The organism is Blastococcus capsensis (genome assembly GCF_030165005.1).
Classification (GTDB): Bacteria; Actinomycetota; Actinomycetes; order Mycobacteriales; family Geodermatophilaceae; genus Blastococcus; species Blastococcus capsensis.
This window is the reverse complement of record NZ_JASNNW010000006.1, coordinates 258,631-277,291: the sequence shown is the minus strand read 5'-3', so window position 1 is coordinate 277,291 and position 18,661 is coordinate 258,631. Positions and strand designations below refer to the sequence as shown.

The following is an 18,661-nucleotide window of genomic DNA, read 5'->3' as shown; positions in this document are numbered from 1 at the left end:
TTCCAGCACGTCGCGGGGCTCGGGGCGGCGGGGCCCTGACGCGGGGCCGTTCCAGCACGTCGCGGGGCTCGCGGCGGGCCCCTGCAGGGAGGCCGAAGGCGTCATGTACAGTTCTCAACGGCTCTTCGAGAACGCCCCTTTAGCTCAGTCGGCAGAGCGTCTCCATGGTAAGGAGAAGGTCTACGGTTCGATTCCGTAAAGGGGCTCTGGCAGTAAGCTGACCGGCCGGTCCTGTCGCGAGACCGGGCCGCACGGTCGTCCCGGCGGTGTAGCTCAGCCTGGTAGAGCAAGCGGCTCATAATCGCTGTGTCACCGGTTCAAGTCCGGTCACCGCTACTCCCGACGGACCCGGCACTTCCGGGTCCGTCGTCGTGTCGGCACTCGCCGGCGCGGCACCAGGTCCCGGTTCCGGGGCCTGTCCGACAAGGCTAGGAGCGCTCCTGTGGCAGCCACCGACGTCCGTCCGAAGATCACCCTGGCCTGCCAGGAGTGCAAGAACCGCAACTACATCACCCGCAAGAACCGGCGGAACGACCCCGACCGGCTCGAGCTGAAGAAGTACTGCCCGCGCGACCGCAAGCACACGCTGCACCGCGAGACCCGCTGACGGTCGACGGCTGCTGAGCGAGGGCGGGAGCATGACGCTGGACCGGGAACTGGTCGGGCGCAGCTACCCGCCCTCTGCCGTCTACGAGGTCGGTCGCGCCAAGATCGCGGAGTTCGCCGCCGCGGTGGGCGCCGACGATCCGGTGCACCGCGACCCGGAGGCCGCCCGCGCCGTGGGCCACCCCGACGTGGTGGCGCCGCCCACGTTCGCCATCGTGGTGAGCCTGGAAGCGGCGTTCGTGGTGCTCGGCGATCCCGAGGTGGGGCTCGACTACAGCCGGGTGGTGCACGGGGAGCAGAAGTTCGCCCACCACCGCCCGATCCGGGCCGGCGACCGGCTGGTCGCCACCACGACCATCGACGCCGCACGGAGCGTCGCCGGCAACGACCTGCTGACCGCCCGGGTGGAGCTCGCCACCGAGGACGGCGAGGCCGTCTGCACGGCCGTGTCGATGCTCGTCGCCCGCGGCAGCGGGGGGGATGCCGCGTGAGCGAGCGTCCGTCCGACATCGCCGTCGGAACCGAGCTGCCCGAGTTCGTCGCCCGGCTCACCCGCGCGGACCTCGTCCGCTACGCGGGCGCGTCCGGCGACTTCAACCCGATCCACTGGAGCGACCGGGTGGCGGCCTCCGTCGGCCTGCCGGGCGTCATCGCCCACGGCATGCTCACCATGGGCGTCGCCGCCCGTGCGGTCACCACCTGGACCGGCGACCCGACAGCCCTGCTCGAGTACCACGTCCGGTTCGGCCGTCCGGTCGTCGTCCCCGACGACGACCAGGGCGCCGAGGTGACGATCCGCGGCAAGGTCGGGGCACTGCTCGACGACGGGCGGGTCCGCGTGGACCTGACCGTCACGACCGAGGGGGAGAAGGTGCTCTCCCTGGCGCGCGCGATCGTCCGCCTGCGGTGACCGCACGGGCGCACGGGCTCTCCGCGGCCGCCGTCCTGCTGGTGCTGCTCCCCGGGTGCACCTCCTTCGCCGACGGCGTCGCCGCCGATCGGGCGGCGGCCCCGTCGGCCGGGCAGCCGGACCCGGAGCAGGCGTGTCCGGACGAGCGGGCCGAGCCCGACCCGGACCGGCCGCGCATCGCGCTGGACCTGCGGCTCCATGACGACCGGCGCACGGTCACCGGCACCGAGGCGGTCACCTTCACCCCGGACCGCCCGACCGACGAGCTGGTGTTCCGGCTGGTGCCCAACCAGCACGGTTCCTCGCGCGAGGTCCTCGTGCACGAGGTGGCGCACGTGGTGCTACGGGATGGTCGGCACCTCGCAGTTCCGTGACCCCTGGCTGGACGAGGCGTTCGCCACCTACGCCGAGGCCGTGGCGAACCCGTCGTCCGCGCGAGGGCTGGAGTTCGCCGGCGGTATCCACGGCGACGTCGGCGCGGCGATGGACGAGTTCCGCACCCAGCAGCACGCCGCCCGGGTGTACGGCAGGGGCGGGGCCACCCTGCTCGCCGCGCGGGAGGCCGCCGACGCCTTCGACGAGGCCCTGCGCTGCTACGTCGACGCGTCGGCGTGGAGCATCGCGACACCGGAGGACGTGGGGGCGACCCTGGCGGACCTGCCCGCGGCGGCCGACGTGCTCGTCCGGGCGGGAGCGTTGGACGAGCACGACCTCCCGGACTGTCCAGAAGCCGGTCGCGGCCCCGTCCCGAGGCTCGCCCCGAGCGTGCGAGGCGTGCGGTGGACGGGGTCCTTGTTCAGCCCGCCTGGCCCAGCAGTCGCTGCATCCGGCTGACGCCCTCGACGAGGTCGTCGTCGCCCAGCGCGTAGGACATCCGCACGTACCCGGGCGTGCCGAACGCCTCCCCGGGCACGACGGCGACCTCGGCCTCCTCGAGGATCAGCTCGGCCAGCTCGGCGCTGGTCCCGGCGGTCCGGCCGGCGATGGGGCGGCCGAGCAGTCCCTTCACCGACGGGTAGACGTAGAACGCCCCCTGCGGCTCGGGGCACGCCACCCCGGGGATCTCCCGCAGCATCGAGACGATGGTCTGCCGGCGCCGGTCGAAGGCGTCGCGCATGGTGGCCGCAGCCGCGAGGTCACCGGTCAGCGCGGCCACCGCGGCGGCCTGCGAGACGTTCGCGACGTTCGACGTCGCGTGTGACTGGAGGTTGGTCGCGGCCTTCACCACGTCGGCCGGGCCGATGAGCCAGCCGACCCGCCAGCCGGTCATCGCGTACGTCTTCGCGACCCCGTTCACCACCACGCACCGACCGGCCAGTTCGGGCACCAGCACCGGCATCGACGGGGCGGTGGCCCCGCCGTAGGTGAGGTGCTCGTAGATCTCGTCGGTGAGCACCCACAGCCCGTGCTCCACGGCCCAGCGGCCGATCTCCTCGACCTGCTCGGCGGGGTACACCGCCCCCGTCGGGTTCGACGGCGAGCAGAAGAGCAGCACCTTGGTGCGCGGCGTGCGTGCCGCCTCGAGCTGGGCCGCCGAGACCAGGTAGCCGCTCTGCTCGTCCGCCACGACAGGGACGGGCACACCGCCGGCCAGCCGGATCGCCTCGGGGTAGGTCGTCCAGTAGGGCGCCGGCAGGAGCACCTCGTCACCCGGGTCGAGCATGGTGGCCAGTGCCTCGTAGACGGCCTGCTTGCCGCCGTTGGTCACCAGGACCTGCCCGGCCGTCACCTGCAGGCCGGAGTCCCGCGCCGTCTTGGCGACGATGGCCTCCTTGAGCGCCGGCAGACCGCCCGCGGGGGTGTACCGGTGCATCGCCGGAGTACGGGCGGCGGCGATCGCCGCCTCCACGATGTAGTCGGGCGTGGGGAAGTCCGGTTCCCCGGCGCCGAACCCGATCACCGGCTTGCCGGCCGCCTTGAGCGCCTTCGCCTTCGCATCCACCGCGAGCGTCGCGGACTCGGCGATGGCGCCGACGCGGCGGGAGATCCGCCGCTCGGTGACTGACGACTCGGTCGGGTGGGCGGCGGACTCCGGGCTGGAGGCGGCGGTCATGGGGTGGGTGGGCATGAGGGCATCGTGTCAAAGACCCCGCGCCGGCGGGGGTCTGCCCGCTGCTCGGCCACCGTGGAGGTAGCCGGTCGGCGGGACGTTGGCTGCCCGCCTCGCCGGTCCCGTACACTGGCGGCACCGGGGCAGCTGACCCCGCCACCGGCGTGCCCCGGATCCTGCTCGAGGAATCCTGCGCGCCCGTGGCGGACCGGCCGCCCCGGACGGCCCCGTCCCGGGTCCCGCCCTGAGCTTGCGAAGGGTGGGGAGGAAGGGGTCCTTCAAGGGGTGTAGCTCAATTGGCAGAGCAGCGGTCTCCAAAACCGCAGGCTGCAGGTTCAAGTCCTGTCACCCCTGCCAGCAGGACACGGCACCACCGACCGACGGCCCTCGCGGGAGAGGCCACCACGACGAGGCGAGCGAGGCCCAGTGAGCGACGAGAAGCCGGACCGCGAGGACGACGTCCGCGCCTCCGACGCCGACCTCACCGACGAGCAGCTCGACGCTGAGGCGCCGGGTGTCGACGACGCCGCCGCGCTCGAGGCCGCCGAGGACGACGTGGCCGGCGAGGCCGAGTCCGACGAGGACAAGGTCGTCGCGGGCCGTACGGGTGACCAGCACGGCCGCCGCCGGGGGCGGATCACCGCCGGCGCCGACGACGAGGACGACGAGCCGGTGGCCGGCACTCGCCGCGCCGCACGCCAGGTGGCCGGCCCCGTCCGTGACGGCGGAGGGACGCGGTCGCGGACCGCGGCGCAGCGGGCGCGGGCCGAGGAGATGCGGCCGCGACGGTCGCTCATGCGGTTCCTGCGCGAGGTCGTCGCCGAACTCCGCAAGGTGATCTGGCCGGGTCGCCGCGAGCTGATCACCTACACCACCGTGGTCATCGTGTTCGTGGCGTTCATCGTCGCGCTCGTGGCCGGCCTGGACCTGATCTTCGCACGAGGCGTGATCGCCGTCTTCGGCTGACCCGCTCGTCGCGCCTGAACGCCCCCTGACTAGGAAGAGACCCCTCTGTGACCGACCCCCGCGAGCCCTTCGAGACCGACAGTGCGGTCGAAGGCATCGATCTGGACGACGCCCGCTTCGAAGCGCGCGGCACCGCCGACGTCGAGACCGGTGCCGGTGAGACCGGCGCCGCCGAGGGGTCCAGCGACACCGCCGACCTCGCCGCCGGCGCCCTGGTCGAGGACGGGGAGGCCGCCGACGTCGCTCCGGAGATCGAGAGCGGGAACCCCGACACCCTCGTGACCGACCCGCTGGCGGCTCCGGCCCCCGACTCCGACCTGACGGTGGAGGAGGAGGACGAGGACCCCGCAGAGGCGATGAAGAAGGCCCTGCGGATCGCCCCGGGCGACTGGTACGTCGTCCACTCGTACGCCGGCTACGAGAACAAGGTGAAGACCAACCTCGAGGCGCGCATCCAGTCCCTGGACGTCGAGGAGTACATCTACCAGATCGAGGTGCCCACCGAGGAGGTCACCGAGATCAAGAACGGCAAGCGGTCGCAGGTCAACCGCAAGGTCCTGCCGGGCTACCTGCTGGTGCGCATGGAGCTCAACGACGAGTCGTGGGGTGCGGTCCGCAACACCCCCGGCGTCACCGGGTTCGTGGGCGCCACCTCCCGGCCCTCGCCGCTGACCCTCGACGAGGTCGTCAAGATCCTCGTGCCGGCGACCACGCCGCAGGCCCCCCGGACCACCGAGGCCGCTGCCGCGACGGGTGGCGGTGCGGTGGCCACGCCCGCCCCCGTCGTCGACTTCGAGGTCGGCGAGTCGGTCACCGTCATGGACGGGCCGTTCGCCACGTTGCCCGCCACCATCAACGAGATCAACGCCGAGCAGCAGAAGCTGCAGGTGCTGGTCTCCATCTTCGGCCGCGAGACACCCGTCGAGCTGTCGTTCAACCAGGTCAGCAAGATCTAGGACCCCCTCGCCCCCCACGCCTCGCCCGCTCGGCGCGGGCCCCTGCGAGGGGGCCTTCCAGCCAAGACCACAGCCATACGTCACGACACAGAAGGAAAGTCATGCCCCCCAGGAAGCGGTTGACCGCGGTCATCAAGCTCCAGATCAAGGCCGGTGCGGCCACCCCCGCGCCGCCCGTGGGTCCGGCGCTCGGCCAGCACGGCGTCAACATCATGGAGTTCTGCAAGGCCTACAACGCGGCGACCGAGTCGCAGCGCGGCGACGTCGTGCCGGTCGAGATCTCGGTCTTCGAGGACCGGTCGTTCACGTTCGTCACCAAGACCCCGCCGGCTGCGCGCATGCTGCTCAAGGCCGCCGGTGTCGAGAAGGGCTCGGGCGAGCCGCACAAGACCAAGGTCGCCACGGTCACCCGTGACCAGGTCCGCGAGATCGCCCAGACGAAGATGGTCGATCTCAACGCCAACGACCTCGAGCAGGCCGAGAAGATCATCGCCGGCACCGCCCGGTCGATGGGGATCACCGTCCAGTAAGGGGACCCCTTCGCCCCCACCGTCCGCACGCTCACGGCGGGGCCCTGCGAAGGGGCCGTTCCAGCACGTCACCAGTGGGAGGGCCGTCGCCGGCCCGGGCACCACGCAACCGGGGCACACGCCTCCGGAGAGGAAGCATCATGGCGAAGCACGGCAAGAAGTTCCGCGCCGCGGCCGGGAAGGTCGACCGCGACAACCTGTACAGCCCGCTCCAGGCGGCCTCGCTGGCCAAGGAGACGTCGACGACCGCCTACGACGCCACCGTCGAGGTCGCCATGCGCCTGGGCGTCGACCCGCGCAAGGCCGACCAGATGGTCCGTGGCACGGTCAACCTGCCGCACGGCACCGGCAAGACCGCCCGCGTCATCGTCTTCGCGACCGGTGACAAGGCCGCCGAGGCCGAGGCCGCCGGCGCCGACGTCGTCGGCTCCGACGACCTGATCGAGCGGATACAGGGCGGCTTCCTGGACTTCGATGCGGCGATCGCCACGCCCGACCAGATGGCCAAGGTCGGCCGGATCGCGCGCATCCTCGGCCCCCGTGGCCTGATGCCGAACCCGAAGACCGGCACCGTGACCCCCGACGTCACCAAGGCCGTCAACGACATCAAGGGCGGGAAGATCAACTTCCGCGTCGACAAGCAGGCGAACCTGCACCTGGTCATCGGCAAGGCGTCGTTCGACGAGGCCAGACTGGTCGAGAACTACGCCGCTGCCCTCGACGAGGTCCTCCGCGCCAAGCCGTCCTCGGCCAAGGGTCGGTACCTCAAGAAGGTCACCATCTCCACCACCATGGGCCCCGGCATCCCGGTCGACCCGAACCGCACCCGGAACCTGACGGTGGACGAGCCAAGCAGCTGATGATCAGGTGACCTGGTCGTTCCGGGTCCTGGCTCACCGTCGACAGTGAGCCAGGACCCCGCCAGGTGAGCCAGGACGGCCTCGCTGCGCACCCGCGCGGCGGGGCCGTCGTCGTATGGCGTACGCTCGTCACCGTTCCCCCCAAGACCGTTGGTCGTCGCACGTCCGCGTGCGATCGAAGGTCCCGGAGTTCCGGGCGACCCGCGCAGGAGGACGGTTCGATCGACGGGCGTCGGTAGCACCACACCGGGCCCCGTCCCTCGCCCCGTGCGCCCTGCGCCGGGGCGTTCCTCGTCTCCGGGGGTCGTTGATCGCCCGCAGTCGCGCAACGGCCGGTGGTCGCCCGACAGACGAGAGGAGGCCCATGCCCACGCAGGCGAAGGCCGCGGTGATCGACGAGATCACCGAGCGGTTCCAGAACTCGAGTGCAGCGGTGCTCACCGAGTACCGCGGGCTGACCGTGGCGCAGCTGACCCAGCTGCGCCGTTCCCTCGGTGAGGGCAGCAGCTACGCCGTCGTCAAGAACACCCTGACGAAGCGTGCGGCGGACTCGGTCGGCTTCTCCGACCTCGGCCCGCTGCTCACCGGCCCCACCGCGATCGCCTTCATCGAGGGCGACCCGGTGAACGCCGCCAAGGCCATCCGTGACTTCGCGCGCGCCAACCCGCTGCTCGTCGTCAAGGGCGGCGTGGTTGAGGGCCGCACGGTCGACGCCGCCGAGGTCACCCGCCTCGCCGACGTCGAGAGCCGTGAGGTACTCCTGGCCAAGCTGGCCGGCGCGATGAAGGGCAACCTGACCAAGGCCGCCGGGCTGTTCCAGGCCCCGCTGTCGCAGGTCGCCCGCCTGGCCGCCGCGCTGCAGGAGAAGAAGGCCGCCGACGCACCGGCTGCCGAGGCTCCCGCTGCCGCCGACACCGCTGCTGCTGACACCACCCCCGACACGGCCGCCCAGGCCACCGATTCGCCGGCCGCCGACGCGGCCAGCGACGACTGATCCCAGAAGGAGACACCATGGCCAAGCTTTCCAGCGCCGAGCTGCTCGACGCGTTCAAGGAGATGACCCTCCTCGAGCTGTCCGACTTCGTGAAGCAGTTCGAGGAGACCTTCGACGTCACCGCTGCTGCGCCGGTCGCCGTCGCGGCGGCCCCGGCCGCCGGTGGAGGTGGCGGCGACGCCGCCGCCGCCGAGGAGCAGGACGAGTTCGATGTCATCCTCGAGGCTGCCGGCGACAAGAAGATCCAGGTCATCAAGGAGGTGCGCGGCCTGACCTCGCTCGGCCTCAAGGAGGCCAAGGACCTGGTCGACAACGCGCCCAAGCCGGTCCTGGAGAAGGTCGCCAAGGACGCCGCCGAGAAGGCCAAGGCCGCTCTCGAGGGCGCCGGCGCCACCGTCACCGTCAAGTGACACCCTCCCCGGCCTGAGCCGGGGAACGCACCACCCCGCACAGGGGCCGCCCTCATCCAGGAGGGCGGCCCCTGTCGCATGTCCGGGTGGTTTCGGCCGAAAGGTGCGAGACCGGGGTCACGGAAACCACGTGACACACGTAACCTCCTGTCCCGCCATTCGTTACTGGCCGGTAGGAGAGCGGGGTCGCCGCGCTCCGGCTACGAAGTTGATCGTGGTCCCGCACACTTCCGGGGCTCGCCACGGCGGCGGGACCGACCGGACGTGAGATCGGAACGGGGAGGCAGGACACTCGTGGGCGTCGCAGTCGAGGTCTCGGGGCTGACCAAGTCGTTCGGCAGCCAGAACATCTGGAGCGACGTCACGCTCACCCTGCCGCCGGGGGAGATCTCCGTCCTGCTCGGCCCCTCCGGCACCGGCAAGTCGGTGTTCCTCAAGTCGCTCGTCGGGCTGCTCAAGCCCGAGCGCGGCTCCATCGTCATCAACGACACCGACATCGTCCGCACCAGCGAGCACAGGCTCTACGAGGTACGGAAGCTCTTCGGCGTGCTGTTCCAGGACGGCGCCCTGTTCGGCTCGATGAACCTGTTCGACAACATCGCCTTCCCGCTGCGCGAGCACACCAGGAAGAGCGAGTCGGAGATCCGCAGCATCGTCCTCGAGAAGATGGACATGGTGGGTCTGCAGGGGGCCGAGGGAAAGCTCCCGGGGGAGATCTCCGGCGGTATGCGCAAGCGCGCCGGCCTGGCCCGCGCCCTGGTGCTCGACCCGGAGATCATCCTGTTCGACGAGCCCGACTCCGGCCTGGACCCGGTCCGCGTGGCCTACCTCAACCAGCTGATCGTCGACCTCAACGCCCAGATCGACGCCACCTTCCTCATCGTCACCCACGACATCGGCACCGCCCGCACCGTGCCCGACAACCTGGGCCTGCTCTTCCGCCGCAACCTGGTCATGTTCGGCCCGCGCGAGCAGCTGCTCACCTCGCAGGAGCCCGTCGTCCGGCAGTTCCTCAACGGCCGTCGCGAGGGCCCCATCGGGATGAGCGAGGAGAAGGACGTCGCCCAGGTGGAGGCCGAGATGGCCGCACTCGAGGCCCGCGGCGGCGACCGGCACAACGGCGTGGGGCCGAAGGGCGCCTCCGGGGGCGACGCCGTACCGCCGCAGCTCGAGCCCACGCCGGGCCTGCCAGAGCGCAAGGCAGCCCGCCGGCGGCAGGAGCGGGTGGCGCGCATGCTGCACGAGTTCGACCCGCAGACCGCCGAGGCGATCCGCGCCTCGCTGCCCGAGGACCTGCTGGCGCAGGTGGACGCCGGCGCCTACACGCCCACGCGGGGCTCCGGCGGGCGGCACTGGGCCCCCGAGCTCGACGCGATGCCGGCCGGCTCGACCGCCACGGCCGTCCTGCCCCGGTCCGGGGGTGAGGTGTGACCGCCACCGAGAGGCCGAAGGCCCCCGGCCTGCTCGACGGGAAGTTCTCGCCCACCCGCCCGCTGGCGGCCAGCGGCAACCTGTTCGCCTTCGCGCTCGACGTGCTCAGGGCGCTGCCCAGGCGGCCCTTCCAGATCCGGGAGTTCATCCAGCAGACCTGGTTCGTCGCCAGTGTCACCATCCTGCCGACGGCGCTGGTCGCGATCCCCTTCGGCGCGGTCATCGCCCTCCAGCTCGGCTCCCTGACCCGGCAGCTCGGTGCCCAGTCCTTCACCGGTTCCGCCTCCGTCCTCGCGGTCCTCCGCGAGGCGAGCCCGATCGTGACCGCGCTGCTGATCGCCGGGGCCGGGGGATCGGCCATCTGCGCCGACCTGGGCGCGCGCAAGATCCGCGACGAGATCGACGCGATGGAGGTCCTCGGCATCAGCCCGATCCAGCGGCTGGTCGTCCCGCGGGTGCTCGCCTCGATGCTCGTGGCCGTGCTGCTCAACGGCCTGGTCAGCGTGGTCGGCGTCGCCGGCGGCTATTTCTTCAACGTCATCCTCCAGGGCGGCACGCCCGGGGCCTATCTGGCGTCGTTCAGCGCACTCGCCCAGGTCGCGGACTTCTGGTCCGGCGAGATCAAGGCACTGATCTTCGGGTTGATCGCCGCCGTCGTTGCCTCGTACAAGGGCCTGCGCGCCGGAGGGGGGCCCAAGGGCGTGGGCGACGCGGTGAACCAGGCCGTCGTCATCACGTTCCTGCTCCTCTTCGCGGTGAACTTCGTGATCACGGCGATCTACTTCCAGCTCGTGCCACCGAAGGGGCAGTGATGGCGCTGCTCTCTCCGGTCGACCGCATCCGGGTCGGTGCGCGACGGTTCGCGAGGGTCGTCTACCGCCGCCCCCTCGACACCCTCGACGACCTCGGTGACCAGCTCGGCTTCTACGGCCGGGCGCTCGGCTGGGCGCCGCGGACGCTGCGGCGCTACAAGCGGGAGACGTTCCGCCTGCTCGCCGAGGTGACCTTCGGGACCGGCGCGCTGGCCGTCATCGGCGGCACGGTCGGCGTCATCGCCTTCCTCTCCTTCTTCACCGGCACCGAGGTGGGGCTGCAGGGCTACGCGGCCCTCGACCAGCTCGGGACGTCGGCGTTCACCGGATTCCTCTCGGCGTACTTCAACACCCGGGAGATCGCACCGCTGGTGGCCGGCCTGGCGCTGTCGGCGACGGTCGGCTGCGGCTTCACCGCGCAGATCGGCGCCATGCGGATCAACGAGGAGATCGACGCCCTCGAGGTCATGGGGGTGCCGTCGCTGCCCTTCCTCGTGACGACCCGCATCATCGCCGGCTTCGTCGCCGTCATCCCGCTGTACGTCCTGGGGCTGCTGACCAGCTACTTCGCGACGCGCACCATCGCGACCCAGGCCTTCGGGCAGTCCACGGGCACCTACGACCACTACTTCAACCTGTTCCTGCCACCGGAGGACGTCCTCTGGTCGTTCCTGAAGGTCCTCGTCTTCGCCGTGGTGATCATCCTGACCCACTGCTACTACGGCTACCGGGCGAGCGGTGGCCCGGCGGGTGTCGGGCTGGCCGTCGGCCGCGCGGTGCGGTTCTCGATCGTTGCCATCAACATCATCGACCTGTTCCTGTCCCTGGCCATCTGGGGATCGACCACGACCGTCCGGATCGCGGGGTGAACGAACGATGAGCACGAAGATCCGGATGCGACTCCAGGGCCTGGCCTTCCTCGTGGTCCTGGCGCTCCTGCTGGGGCTGTCGGTGGCGGTCTACAACAAGGCCTTCACCGAGGTCGCTCGCGTCACGCTGCAGACCGACACCGCCGGCAACCAGCTGCAGGAGGCCTCGGACGTCAAGGTCCGCGGCGTCATCGTCGGGGACGTCCGGGAGGTGGAGGCCAGCGCCGAGGGGGCCACCATCGAGCTGGCCATCGACCCGGAGCACCTCGACCAGATCCCGGCCGACGTGACCGCGCGGCTGCTGCCGAAGACGCTGTTCGGCGAGCGCTACGTCTCGCTCGAGCTGCCCGAGGACGTCGGCGACGAGCGGCTGGCCGACGGCGACGTCATCGGTCAGGACCGCACCAGCAACGCCATCGAGCTGCAGCGGGTCATCGACGACACGCTGCCGCTGCTGCAGGCGGTGCACCCCGACGACCTCTCCTTCACCCTCGGCGCCGTGGCCGATGCCCTGCGCGGTCGCGGGGACGCGCTCGGCGCCAACCTGGCCGCGACCGGGGACTACTTCGGGGAGATCAACACCGTGCTCCCCGAACTCCAGGCCGACATCTCGGGTCTGGCGGACTTCGCCGAGACGTACGAGGGTGCCGCCGACGACCTGCTCGCGGTGCTCGACAACCTGGCCGTGACCAACCGGACGGTCGTGGACCAGGCCGAGCAGCTGCGCCGCACCTTCACGGTCGGAACCAGCTCGGCCGGCGTCACGGCGGACTTCCTGGAGCGGAACGAGCGCAACCTGATCTCGCTGGCGGAGACGTCGCGGCCGGTGCTCGGGCTGTTCGCCGAGTACTCGCCGATCTACCCGTGCCTCCTGGAGGGCCTGACCCGTTCGGTGCCCCGCATCGGCGAGACCTTCGGGGCCGACGGCGACCCGGCACTGAACCTGAACATCGCGTTCACGTTCCCACCGCGGAACCCGTACCTGCCCGGCGACCAGCCGGTCTACGCCGACACCGCGCCCCCCGACTGCCTGGGGCTGGACGACATCGACGCCGAGATCGCCCAGGCCCAGGCGGGGGAGTACTACTGCCCGTACCCGCCCGACGACGGCGTCCAGTCACCCGAGAGCGCGGAACGGCCCCAGCCCGCCTGCTACCGCGGCGGAGCCGACGACGGCGGCAACCCGGACAACGTGCCGCGCACCCAGGCGGGGCGGTCGCTGCCCGACGTGCTCGCCGGCTCGACCGCCGAGCTCGACTTCGTGCGCAGCATCCTCGCGTACCAGACAGGTGCCGACCCCGGGGACGTCTCCGATCTCGGCGCCGCCACCCTGGCTCCGATCCTGCGCGGGAAGAGCGTGATGCTGCGATGAAGGGCCAGTTCCGCGGCCTCGGCGGGCCGCTGGGAAAGCTGGTGGCGTTCGCGGTGGTCACCATGATGGCGGCGTACGTGCTCATCTCCACCATCACCAACGCCGGCTACGGCGAGCAGCTGACCTACCGGGCGCAGTTCACCGACGTCGCCGGACTGGTGGAGGGCGACGAGGTCCGCATCGCCGGCGTGCGTGTCGGCCAGGTGGCCGGCATCGGCCTGGGTGAGGGCACGGACCGCCCGGTGGCCGAGGTGGAGCTGGAGGTCAGTGCCGACGTCCCGCTCCCGAAGGCGGTCGAGGCGACCATCCGCTACCGCAACCTGGTGGGGCAGCGGTACGTCGCGCTCACCGAGGGGGAGGGCTCGGGTGGGGAGACCCTCGAGGAGGGGGCGGTCATCCCGCTGGCCCGGACGACGAGCGCCCTGGACCTCACGGTGCTGTTCGGCGGCTTCCAGCCACTCCTGCAGGCGCTCTCCGCGGCGGACGTGAACCGGGTCTCGTTCGAGATCATCCAGGTATTCCAGGGCGAGGGCGGGACCGTCGAGAGCCTGCTGGCGCACGTCGGCTCGCTGACCAGCAGCCTCGCCGACCGGGACCAGGTGATCGGCAACGTGATCGACAACCTCACGACCGTGATGGGCACGCTGGCGGCCCGGGACCAGCAGCTGTCGAACCTGGTGGTGAGCCTCCAGCAGTTCGTCACCGGTCTGGCCGGTGACCGGGAGGTCATCTTCGACTCCCTGCAGACCATCGACGAGCTCGCGGTGGCCACCAGCGGCTTCCTGCAGGAGGCGCGGGCGCCGCTGACCGCCGACATCCAGGCCCTCGATGCCCTGGCCGGGAACCTGGCCGACACCGGCGACGTGGTGGAGCGCTTCCTGCAGACGGCGCCGGCCAAGCTCGACCTCACGACGCGCACCGCCATCAACGGCAGCTGGTTCAACTTCTTCATGTGCCGTGCCGGTGGAACGGTCACCCTGCCCGCCACCCCGCTCGACCCGGACGGGCAGCCGGTGGCCCGGGCGTTCGAGTTCGAGAGCGGCGCAGAGGGGTGCAGCTGATGGCCCGCCAGTCCAGGAACTTCCGGGACCGCAACCCGGTGACCATCGGTGCGGTCAGCCTGGGCCTCATCGCCGTCCTGGTGTTCCTGGCCTTCAACGCGCAGTCCCTGCCGCTGATCGGGGGCGGCACCGTCTACCGGGCGCAGTTCTCCGAGGCCGCCGGCCTCCAGGCCGACGACCCGGTGCGGGTCGCGGGGGTCAAGGTCGGCACGGTCGAGAGCCTCGCCCTTGAGGACGGTGCCGTGACCGTCGAGTTCCGGGTGAAGGACGCCTTCGTCGGGGACCGCTCGGAGGCGGCGATCAAGATCGAGACGGTGCTCGGTGCCAAGTACGTGGCGCTGGTCCCGCGGGGTTCCCAGGCACTCGATCCCGAGGAGCGCATCCCGCTGGAGCGGACGGCGTCGCCGTACGACGTCGTCGAGGCCTTCGCCGATCTCTCCTCCACGGTTCAGGAGGTCGACACCGCACAGCTCGCCGCCAGCTTCGAGGTGCTGGCGGAGACCTTCGCCGAGACCCCGGAGGAGGTGCGGACCTCGCTCCAGGGGCTGGCCAGGCTGTCGGACACCATCGCCTCCCGCGACGCGCAGCTGCGGGAGCTGCTGGGGGCGACCCGTCAGGTGACCCAGGTGCTCGCCGACCGCAACGGGGAGTTCACCCAGCTGATCCTCGACTCCAACACCCTGCTCGCCGAGGTGCAGGAGCGGCGCGAGCTGATCGACTCGATCCTGACCAGCACCCAGGAGCTCGCCCGTCAGCTCTCCGGGCTGGTCGACGACAACCGCGAGGCGCTGACGCCGGCGCTGCAGCAGCTGTCCCGGGTCACCGACATCCTGTCGCGCAACCGGGCCGCGCTGGCCCAGACGGTGAAAGAGCTGGCGCCCTTCGTCCGGGTCTTCACCAACACGCTCGGCAACGGGCGCTGGTTCGACAGCTTCGTCAACGACCTGCTGCCCACCATCGTGGGCACGGCCGCCTGCACGGCGGCCGGCACGTCCGTGACCGGCTGCACCCCGGGAGGACAGGAATGAGCGGCGCCCTGCAGCGCGGTGTCGCGCTGGCTGCGGCCCTGGTGCTCCTGGTCGCGCTCGGCTGGACGGTCCTGCGCCCGGCCGGCCAGTACCGGGTGACCGCCTGGTTCACCGAGACTGTCGGCCTCTACCCCGGGTCGGACGTCCGGGTGCTCGGCATCCCGATCGGCACCGTCGACGACATCGAGCCGCTGGGCGACAAGGTCCGGGTGGAGATGAGCATCGACGACGACTACGACGTTCCCGCCGAGGCCGACGCGATCGTCCTGGCGCCGTCCCTGGTGTCCGACCGGTACGTGCAGCTGGCGCCGGTCTACGACGGCGGCCCCACCATGGGCGACGGCGCGGAGATCCCGCTGGACCGCACCGCCATCCCGGTGGAGCTCGACGCCGTCTACGGCGCCCTGGACGAACTGTCCGCCGCGCTGGGGCCCGACGGGGCCAACCGGAACGGCGCGTTGTCGGACCTCGTCGACGTCGGGGCGGCCAACCTGGAGGGCAACGGTGCGGCGCTGAACCGCACCCTCACCGGGTTCTCCCAGGCCGTGGAGACCCTCGCGGAGAACCGCGACGACCTGTTCGGCTCGTTGGAGAACCTGCAGACCTTCACCTCGGCGCTGGCCACGATCGACGCGCAGGTCGGCCAGTTCAACGCGAACATGGCTGCGGTGGCCGATCTGCTGGCCAGCGAGCGGCAGGACCTGCAGGAGGCCGTCGCGCTGCTCACCGACGCCCTGGGGAACGTCGCCGGGTTCGTGCGGGACAACACCACGCTGCTCACCACGAACGTCGACCGGCTGGCCGACGTGACCCTGGTCCTGGTGCAGCAGCGGGCCAAGCTCGCCGAGGTGCTCGACGTGGCTCCGGCCGCGCTGGGCAACCTGGCGCGGGCCTACAACCCCGACTACGGCACCCTCGACACGCGGGACAACGGGCTGGGCTCGCTCAACGCCGAGGTGGTCGTCTGCGGCGTCCTCGCCCAGGTGGGCCGGGTGGACCTGACGGCCGACCTGCCGCTGCCGGTCGACCCCACCGCGCCGCTGCGCGATGCGACCCAGCAGATCTGCGCGCGGCTGCTCTCCGGGGACGCGAACGCCGACGGCAGCCTCGACGACCTGAACGGCAACGGGCAGCCCGACTACGAGGAGCTCCGGCGGGCCCTCCTGGGCGCCGCGGGTGGTGGCGGTGGTGGGGGCAGCCTGCTGCCGGGCCTGGTGCCGGTCTCCCCGGTGGGTGCCCGATGAGCCGGCGGCTGCACCGCGCGGTCGCACTGGCGGCCGCGACCGTGCTGCTGGGCGGCTGCGGCTTCCGGGGGGCCTACTCGTTCGACCTGCCCGGAGGGGCCGACACCGGCGACGACCCCTACACGGTCGAGATCGAGTTCCTCGACGTCCTCGACCTCGTGCCGCAGTCCGGCGTGCGGGTCGCCGACGTGCCGGTCGGCCAGGTGGGCTCCATCGAGCTGGACGAGGAGAACTGGACCGCGGTCGTGACGGTCGAGGTCAACGGCAACGTCGACCTGCCGGCCAACGCGGTCGCGGCGATCCAGCAGTCGTCGCTGCTCGGCGAGAAGTACGTGGAGCTGGCTCCCCCCGGCAACCAGGAACCGGAGGGCAGCCTGCGGGAGGAGCCCCGGATCCCGCTCGAGCGCACGAACCGGAACGTCGAGGTGGAGGAGCTGCTCGGTGCGCTGTCGCTCGTGCTCAACGGCGGCGGGCTGACCCAGCTCCAGACGATCAACCGCGAGCTCGGGAACGCGCTGGAGGGGCGGGAGGCCGAGATCAAGGACACCCTCGACCAGCTCGACACCTTCATCGGTGGCCTCGACGCCCAGAAGGCCGAGATCAACCGGGCGCTCGACCGTGCCGACGAGCTGTCGGCCACGCTGGCCGACCGCACCGCGACGATCGAGAACGCCCTGGACACCATCGGACCGGGCCTCGACGTCATCAACGAGCAGCGCGACCTGCTCGTGTCGATGCTCGAGGGCCTGGCCCGGCTGGGCGACGTCGGGACGCGGATCATCAACCAGTCGGCAGCCAACACGGTCGAGGACCTGGAACTGCTGCAGCCGATCCTCAGCCAGCTGGCCGCGGCGGGGCCGGATCTCGCCAACTCGCTGGAACTGCTGCTGACCTATCCGTTCCCGGACAGCTCCCTCTCGGCGCTGAACTACCGGCAGGCCCAGTCCGGCGGCACGGCCCTGTTCACCAACATGACCGCAACGGTGGACCTGGACCTGACGCACCTGCTGTGCCGGTACGTCGTCGACCAGAACGGCGCGCTGCAGGAACTGCCGCTGGAGGAGGCGCTCACGCAGGGCAGGTGCGGCGTCGAAGGCGGCGGCGGCCAGGCCGGCGGCGGCCCCGGCGGTTCTCCTCCGACGACGCCGACCTCGTCGGGTGAGGGGCCGTCCGGGCTCGGCGGCATCGCGGGCCGGATCCTGGAGCAGGTTTCCGGCGTCGACCAGCCGGTGGGCCGCCTCGGCCTGCCGCCCGTGACGGAGGTGGGGCCGTGATCACCCGCAGCACCAGGCTGAAGCTGCTGGCCTTCGCCACCCTGGCCGTCATGGGCATGGCCTACCTGGGGTTCAAGTACGTGGGGCTGGACCGGGTCCTGCTGGGCGGCGGGTACGAGGTGGCGGCCGACTTCCGCGATTCCGGGGGGATCTTCGTCAACGCCGAGGTCACCTACCGGGGTGTCGCGGTCGGCCGGGTCACCGACATGCAGGTCATCGAGGACGGCGTGCGCGTGGTTCTCCGGATCGATCCCGGCGCCGCACCCATCCCGGCCTACACCGAGGCGGCGGTCGCGACCCGCAGCGCGGTGGGGGAGCAGTACGTCATCCTGCGGCCCACCAGCGCAGGCGAGCCCTACCTGGAGGACGGGTCGGTCATCCCGGAGCAGCGCACCAGCATCCCCGTGCCGGTGGAGCAGATGCTGCTGAACCTGGACCAGTTCGTCGGGTCGATCGACCCCGAGAACCTGCGGATCGTGATCGAGGAGCTCGGGCGGGCCTTCGAGGGGGCGGGGGAAGACCTCGGGCGGCTGATCGACAACGGCGACCTGCTCCTGGCCCGGGCTCAGGAGTCGCTGCCGGAGAGCCTCCAGCTCATCCGGGACGGTCAGACCGTCCTCGACACCCAGCGGGAGAGCCGCACCGCGATCCGCCAGTGGGCGTCGGACCTGCGGCTGTTCACCGACACGCTGGCGGAGATGGACCCGGATCTGCGCACCCTCCTGGTGAACGCGCCCGACGCGGGCCAGTCGCTGCAGGACCTAGTGGAGGAGGCCGGCCCGGGCCTGGGATCCCTCGTCCGGAACCTGGACGTCCTCAACGAGGTGCAGATCCCTCGGCTGGACGGCGTCCGGCAGATGCTCGTCACCTATCCCGATGCCGTCACCGGCGGCTTCACCGTCGTCCGCCGCGACGAGGACGGCGTGCTGCGTTCGCACTTCGGCTTCGTGCTCAACGCCGGGGAGCCGCACGCGTGCACGTCCGGCTACGTCCCCAGCAGCAGCACGCCCACCCGCGGCGCGGTCGAGAACGTGGACACCGACGCCATCCGCTGCCAGGTGGCCAACGGCGTCGACCCGCAGCCGGACGACGGCTACGACGAGAACGGCTCGAACATCCGCGGCGCGCAGAACATCGGGCGGGACGGCGGCCGCGGCACGACCACCCCGCAGGAAGAGGCGGGAGCGGGCGGTCCACTGCCGACCACGGCGCTTCCCGACCTGGTCAGCGAACTGCTCCAGGCCACGCCGATCGCCACCCTTACGGGCTGACTTGCGGCTCGCCGCAG

General features: G+C 71.5%; 21 protein-coding genes and 3 tRNA genes. 23 read left to right on the top strand and 1 reads right to left on the bottom strand.

Going from position 1 to position 18,661, the window contains the following annotated elements:
- The first annotated feature begins 133 nt into the window (after positions 1–133).
- From QOZ86_RS07410 to QOZ86_RS07380, 7 genes are all read left to right on the top strand, one after another.
- Positions 134–206: transfer RNA gene (locus QOZ86_RS07410), tRNA-Thr, on the top strand.
- A 56-nt stretch (positions 207–262) separates the two neighbouring features.
- A tRNA-Met gene (locus tag QOZ86_RS07405) sits at positions 263–336 on the top strand.
- Positions 337–442: 106 nt separating this feature from the next.
- Entirely contained in the window at positions 443–607 is a 165-nt protein-coding gene (gene rpmG, locus QOZ86_RS07400) for a 50S ribosomal protein L33 (RefSeq protein WP_284491312.1), read from the top strand.
- A gap of 31 nt (positions 608–638) precedes the next feature.
- Entirely contained in the window at positions 639–1,097 is a 459-nt protein-coding gene (locus QOZ86_RS07395) for an FAS1-like dehydratase domain-containing protein (RefSeq protein ID WP_284491311.1), read from the top strand.
- Complete coding sequence (locus QOZ86_RS07390; RefSeq protein ID WP_284491310.1) at positions 1,094–1,516, top strand: MaoC family dehydratase; 423 nt, start codon at positions 1,094–1,096, stop codon at positions 1,514–1,516. The genes QOZ86_RS07395 and QOZ86_RS07390 overlap by 4 nt, the downstream gene beginning before the upstream one ends.
- Positions 1,513–1,890 (top strand): hypothetical protein, encoded by a 378-nt coding sequence (locus QOZ86_RS07385; protein ID WP_284491309.1) that lies wholly within the window; start codon positions 1,513–1,515, stop codon positions 1,888–1,890. Before QOZ86_RS07390 ends, QOZ86_RS07385 begins: the two co-directional genes overlap by 4 nt.
- Positions 1,865–2,350 carry a gluzincin family metallopeptidase gene (locus QOZ86_RS07380; protein ID WP_284491308.1) on the top strand — a complete coding sequence of 162 codons (486 nt, stop codon included), beginning with the start codon at positions 1,865–1,867 and terminating at the stop codon, positions 2,348–2,350. The genes QOZ86_RS07385 and QOZ86_RS07380 overlap by 26 nt, the downstream gene beginning before the upstream one ends.
- On the opposite strand, the gene QOZ86_RS07375 is transcribed toward QOZ86_RS07380, so the two are convergent.
- Entirely contained in the window at positions 2,313–3,584 is a 1,272-nt protein-coding gene (locus QOZ86_RS07375; RefSeq protein ID WP_284491307.1) for a pyridoxal phosphate-dependent aminotransferase, read from the bottom strand. The genes QOZ86_RS07380 and QOZ86_RS07375 overlap by 38 nt on opposite strands.
- A gap of 263 nt (positions 3,585–3,847) precedes the next feature.
- Here QOZ86_RS07375 and QOZ86_RS07370 point away from each other — a divergent pair.
- The 16 genes from QOZ86_RS07370 (at position 3,848) to QOZ86_RS07295 (ending at position 18,644) form a co-directional block, all read left to right on the top strand.
- Positions 3,848–3,923, top strand: a tRNA-Trp gene (locus QOZ86_RS07370).
- A 69-nt stretch (positions 3,924–3,992) separates the two neighbouring features.
- Positions 3,993–4,532 carry a preprotein translocase subunit SecE gene (gene secE / locus QOZ86_RS07365; RefSeq protein WP_284491306.1) on the top strand — a complete coding sequence of 180 codons (540 nt, stop codon included), beginning with the start codon at positions 3,993–3,995 and terminating at the stop codon, positions 4,530–4,532.
- A 47-nt stretch (positions 4,533–4,579) separates the two neighbouring features.
- Positions 4,580–5,488: a transcription termination/antitermination protein NusG gene (gene nusG / locus QOZ86_RS07360; RefSeq protein ID WP_284491305.1), complete on the top strand. Its 909-nt coding sequence runs from the start codon at positions 4,580–4,582 to the stop codon at positions 5,486–5,488.
- Positions 5,489–5,589: 101 nt separating this feature from the next.
- A complete protein-coding gene (gene rplK, locus QOZ86_RS07355; protein ID WP_284491304.1) occupies positions 5,590–6,018 on the top strand; it encodes a 50S ribosomal protein L11 in 429 nt (142 codons plus the stop codon).
- Between the two features lie 140 nt (positions 6,019–6,158).
- On the top strand, positions 6,159–6,878 hold the full coding sequence (rplA, locus tag QOZ86_RS07350) for a 50S ribosomal protein L1 (protein WP_284491303.1): 720 nt from the start codon (positions 6,159–6,161) through the stop codon (positions 6,876–6,878).
- Positions 6,879–7,242: 364 nt separating this feature from the next.
- Positions 7,243–7,872: a 50S ribosomal protein L10 gene (gene rplJ / locus QOZ86_RS07345; RefSeq protein WP_284491302.1), complete on the top strand. Its 630-nt coding sequence runs from the start codon at positions 7,243–7,245 to the stop codon at positions 7,870–7,872.
- Between the two features lie 17 nt (positions 7,873–7,889).
- Complete coding sequence (gene rplL, locus QOZ86_RS07340; protein ID WP_284491301.1) at positions 7,890–8,282, top strand: 50S ribosomal protein L7/L12; 393 nt, start codon at positions 7,890–7,892, stop codon at positions 8,280–8,282.
- A 294-nt stretch (positions 8,283–8,576) separates the two neighbouring features.
- Positions 8,577–9,713 (top strand): ABC transporter ATP-binding protein, encoded by a 1,137-nt coding sequence (locus tag QOZ86_RS07335; RefSeq protein ID WP_284491300.1) that lies wholly within the window; start codon positions 8,577–8,579, stop codon positions 9,711–9,713.
- Positions 9,710–10,525 carry an MlaE family ABC transporter permease gene (locus tag QOZ86_RS07330; RefSeq protein WP_284491299.1) on the top strand — a complete coding sequence of 272 codons (816 nt, stop codon included), beginning with the start codon at positions 9,710–9,712 and terminating at the stop codon, positions 10,523–10,525. The genes QOZ86_RS07335 and QOZ86_RS07330 overlap by 4 nt, the downstream gene beginning before the upstream one ends.
- Complete coding sequence (locus QOZ86_RS07325; RefSeq protein WP_284491298.1) at positions 10,525–11,394, top strand: MlaE family ABC transporter permease; 870 nt, start codon at positions 10,525–10,527, stop codon at positions 11,392–11,394. The genes QOZ86_RS07330 and QOZ86_RS07325 overlap by 1 nt, the downstream gene beginning before the upstream one ends.
- Before the next feature lie 7 nt (positions 11,395–11,401).
- Positions 11,402–12,766: an MCE family protein gene (locus tag QOZ86_RS07320; RefSeq protein WP_284491297.1), complete on the top strand. Its 1,365-nt coding sequence runs from the start codon at positions 11,402–11,404 to the stop codon at positions 12,764–12,766.
- Complete coding sequence (locus tag QOZ86_RS07315) at positions 12,763–13,827, top strand: MCE family protein (protein WP_284491296.1); 1,065 nt, start codon at positions 12,763–12,765, stop codon at positions 13,825–13,827. The genes QOZ86_RS07320 and QOZ86_RS07315 overlap by 4 nt, the downstream gene beginning before the upstream one ends.
- On the top strand, positions 13,827–14,855 hold the full coding sequence (locus QOZ86_RS07310) for an MCE family protein (RefSeq protein ID WP_284491295.1): 1,029 nt from the start codon (positions 13,827–13,829) through the stop codon (positions 14,853–14,855). Before QOZ86_RS07315 ends, QOZ86_RS07310 begins: the two co-directional genes overlap by 1 nt.
- The gene (locus tag QOZ86_RS07305; protein ID WP_284491294.1) at positions 14,852–16,099 is read left to right on the top strand and encodes an MCE family protein; all 1,248 of its coding nucleotides are present in this window, start codon (positions 14,852–14,854) and stop codon (positions 16,097–16,099) included. Before QOZ86_RS07310 ends, QOZ86_RS07305 begins: the two co-directional genes overlap by 4 nt.
- Positions 16,096–17,373 (top strand): MCE family protein, encoded by a 1,278-nt coding sequence (locus QOZ86_RS07300; protein ID WP_284491293.1) that lies wholly within the window; start codon positions 16,096–16,098, stop codon positions 17,371–17,373. Before QOZ86_RS07305 ends, QOZ86_RS07300 begins: the two co-directional genes overlap by 4 nt.
- Positions 17,370–18,644: an MlaD family protein gene (locus QOZ86_RS07295; RefSeq protein WP_284491292.1), complete on the top strand. Its 1,275-nt coding sequence runs from the start codon at positions 17,370–17,372 to the stop codon at positions 18,642–18,644. Before QOZ86_RS07300 ends, QOZ86_RS07295 begins: the two co-directional genes overlap by 4 nt.
- Positions 18,645–18,661: the final 17 nt, after the last annotated feature.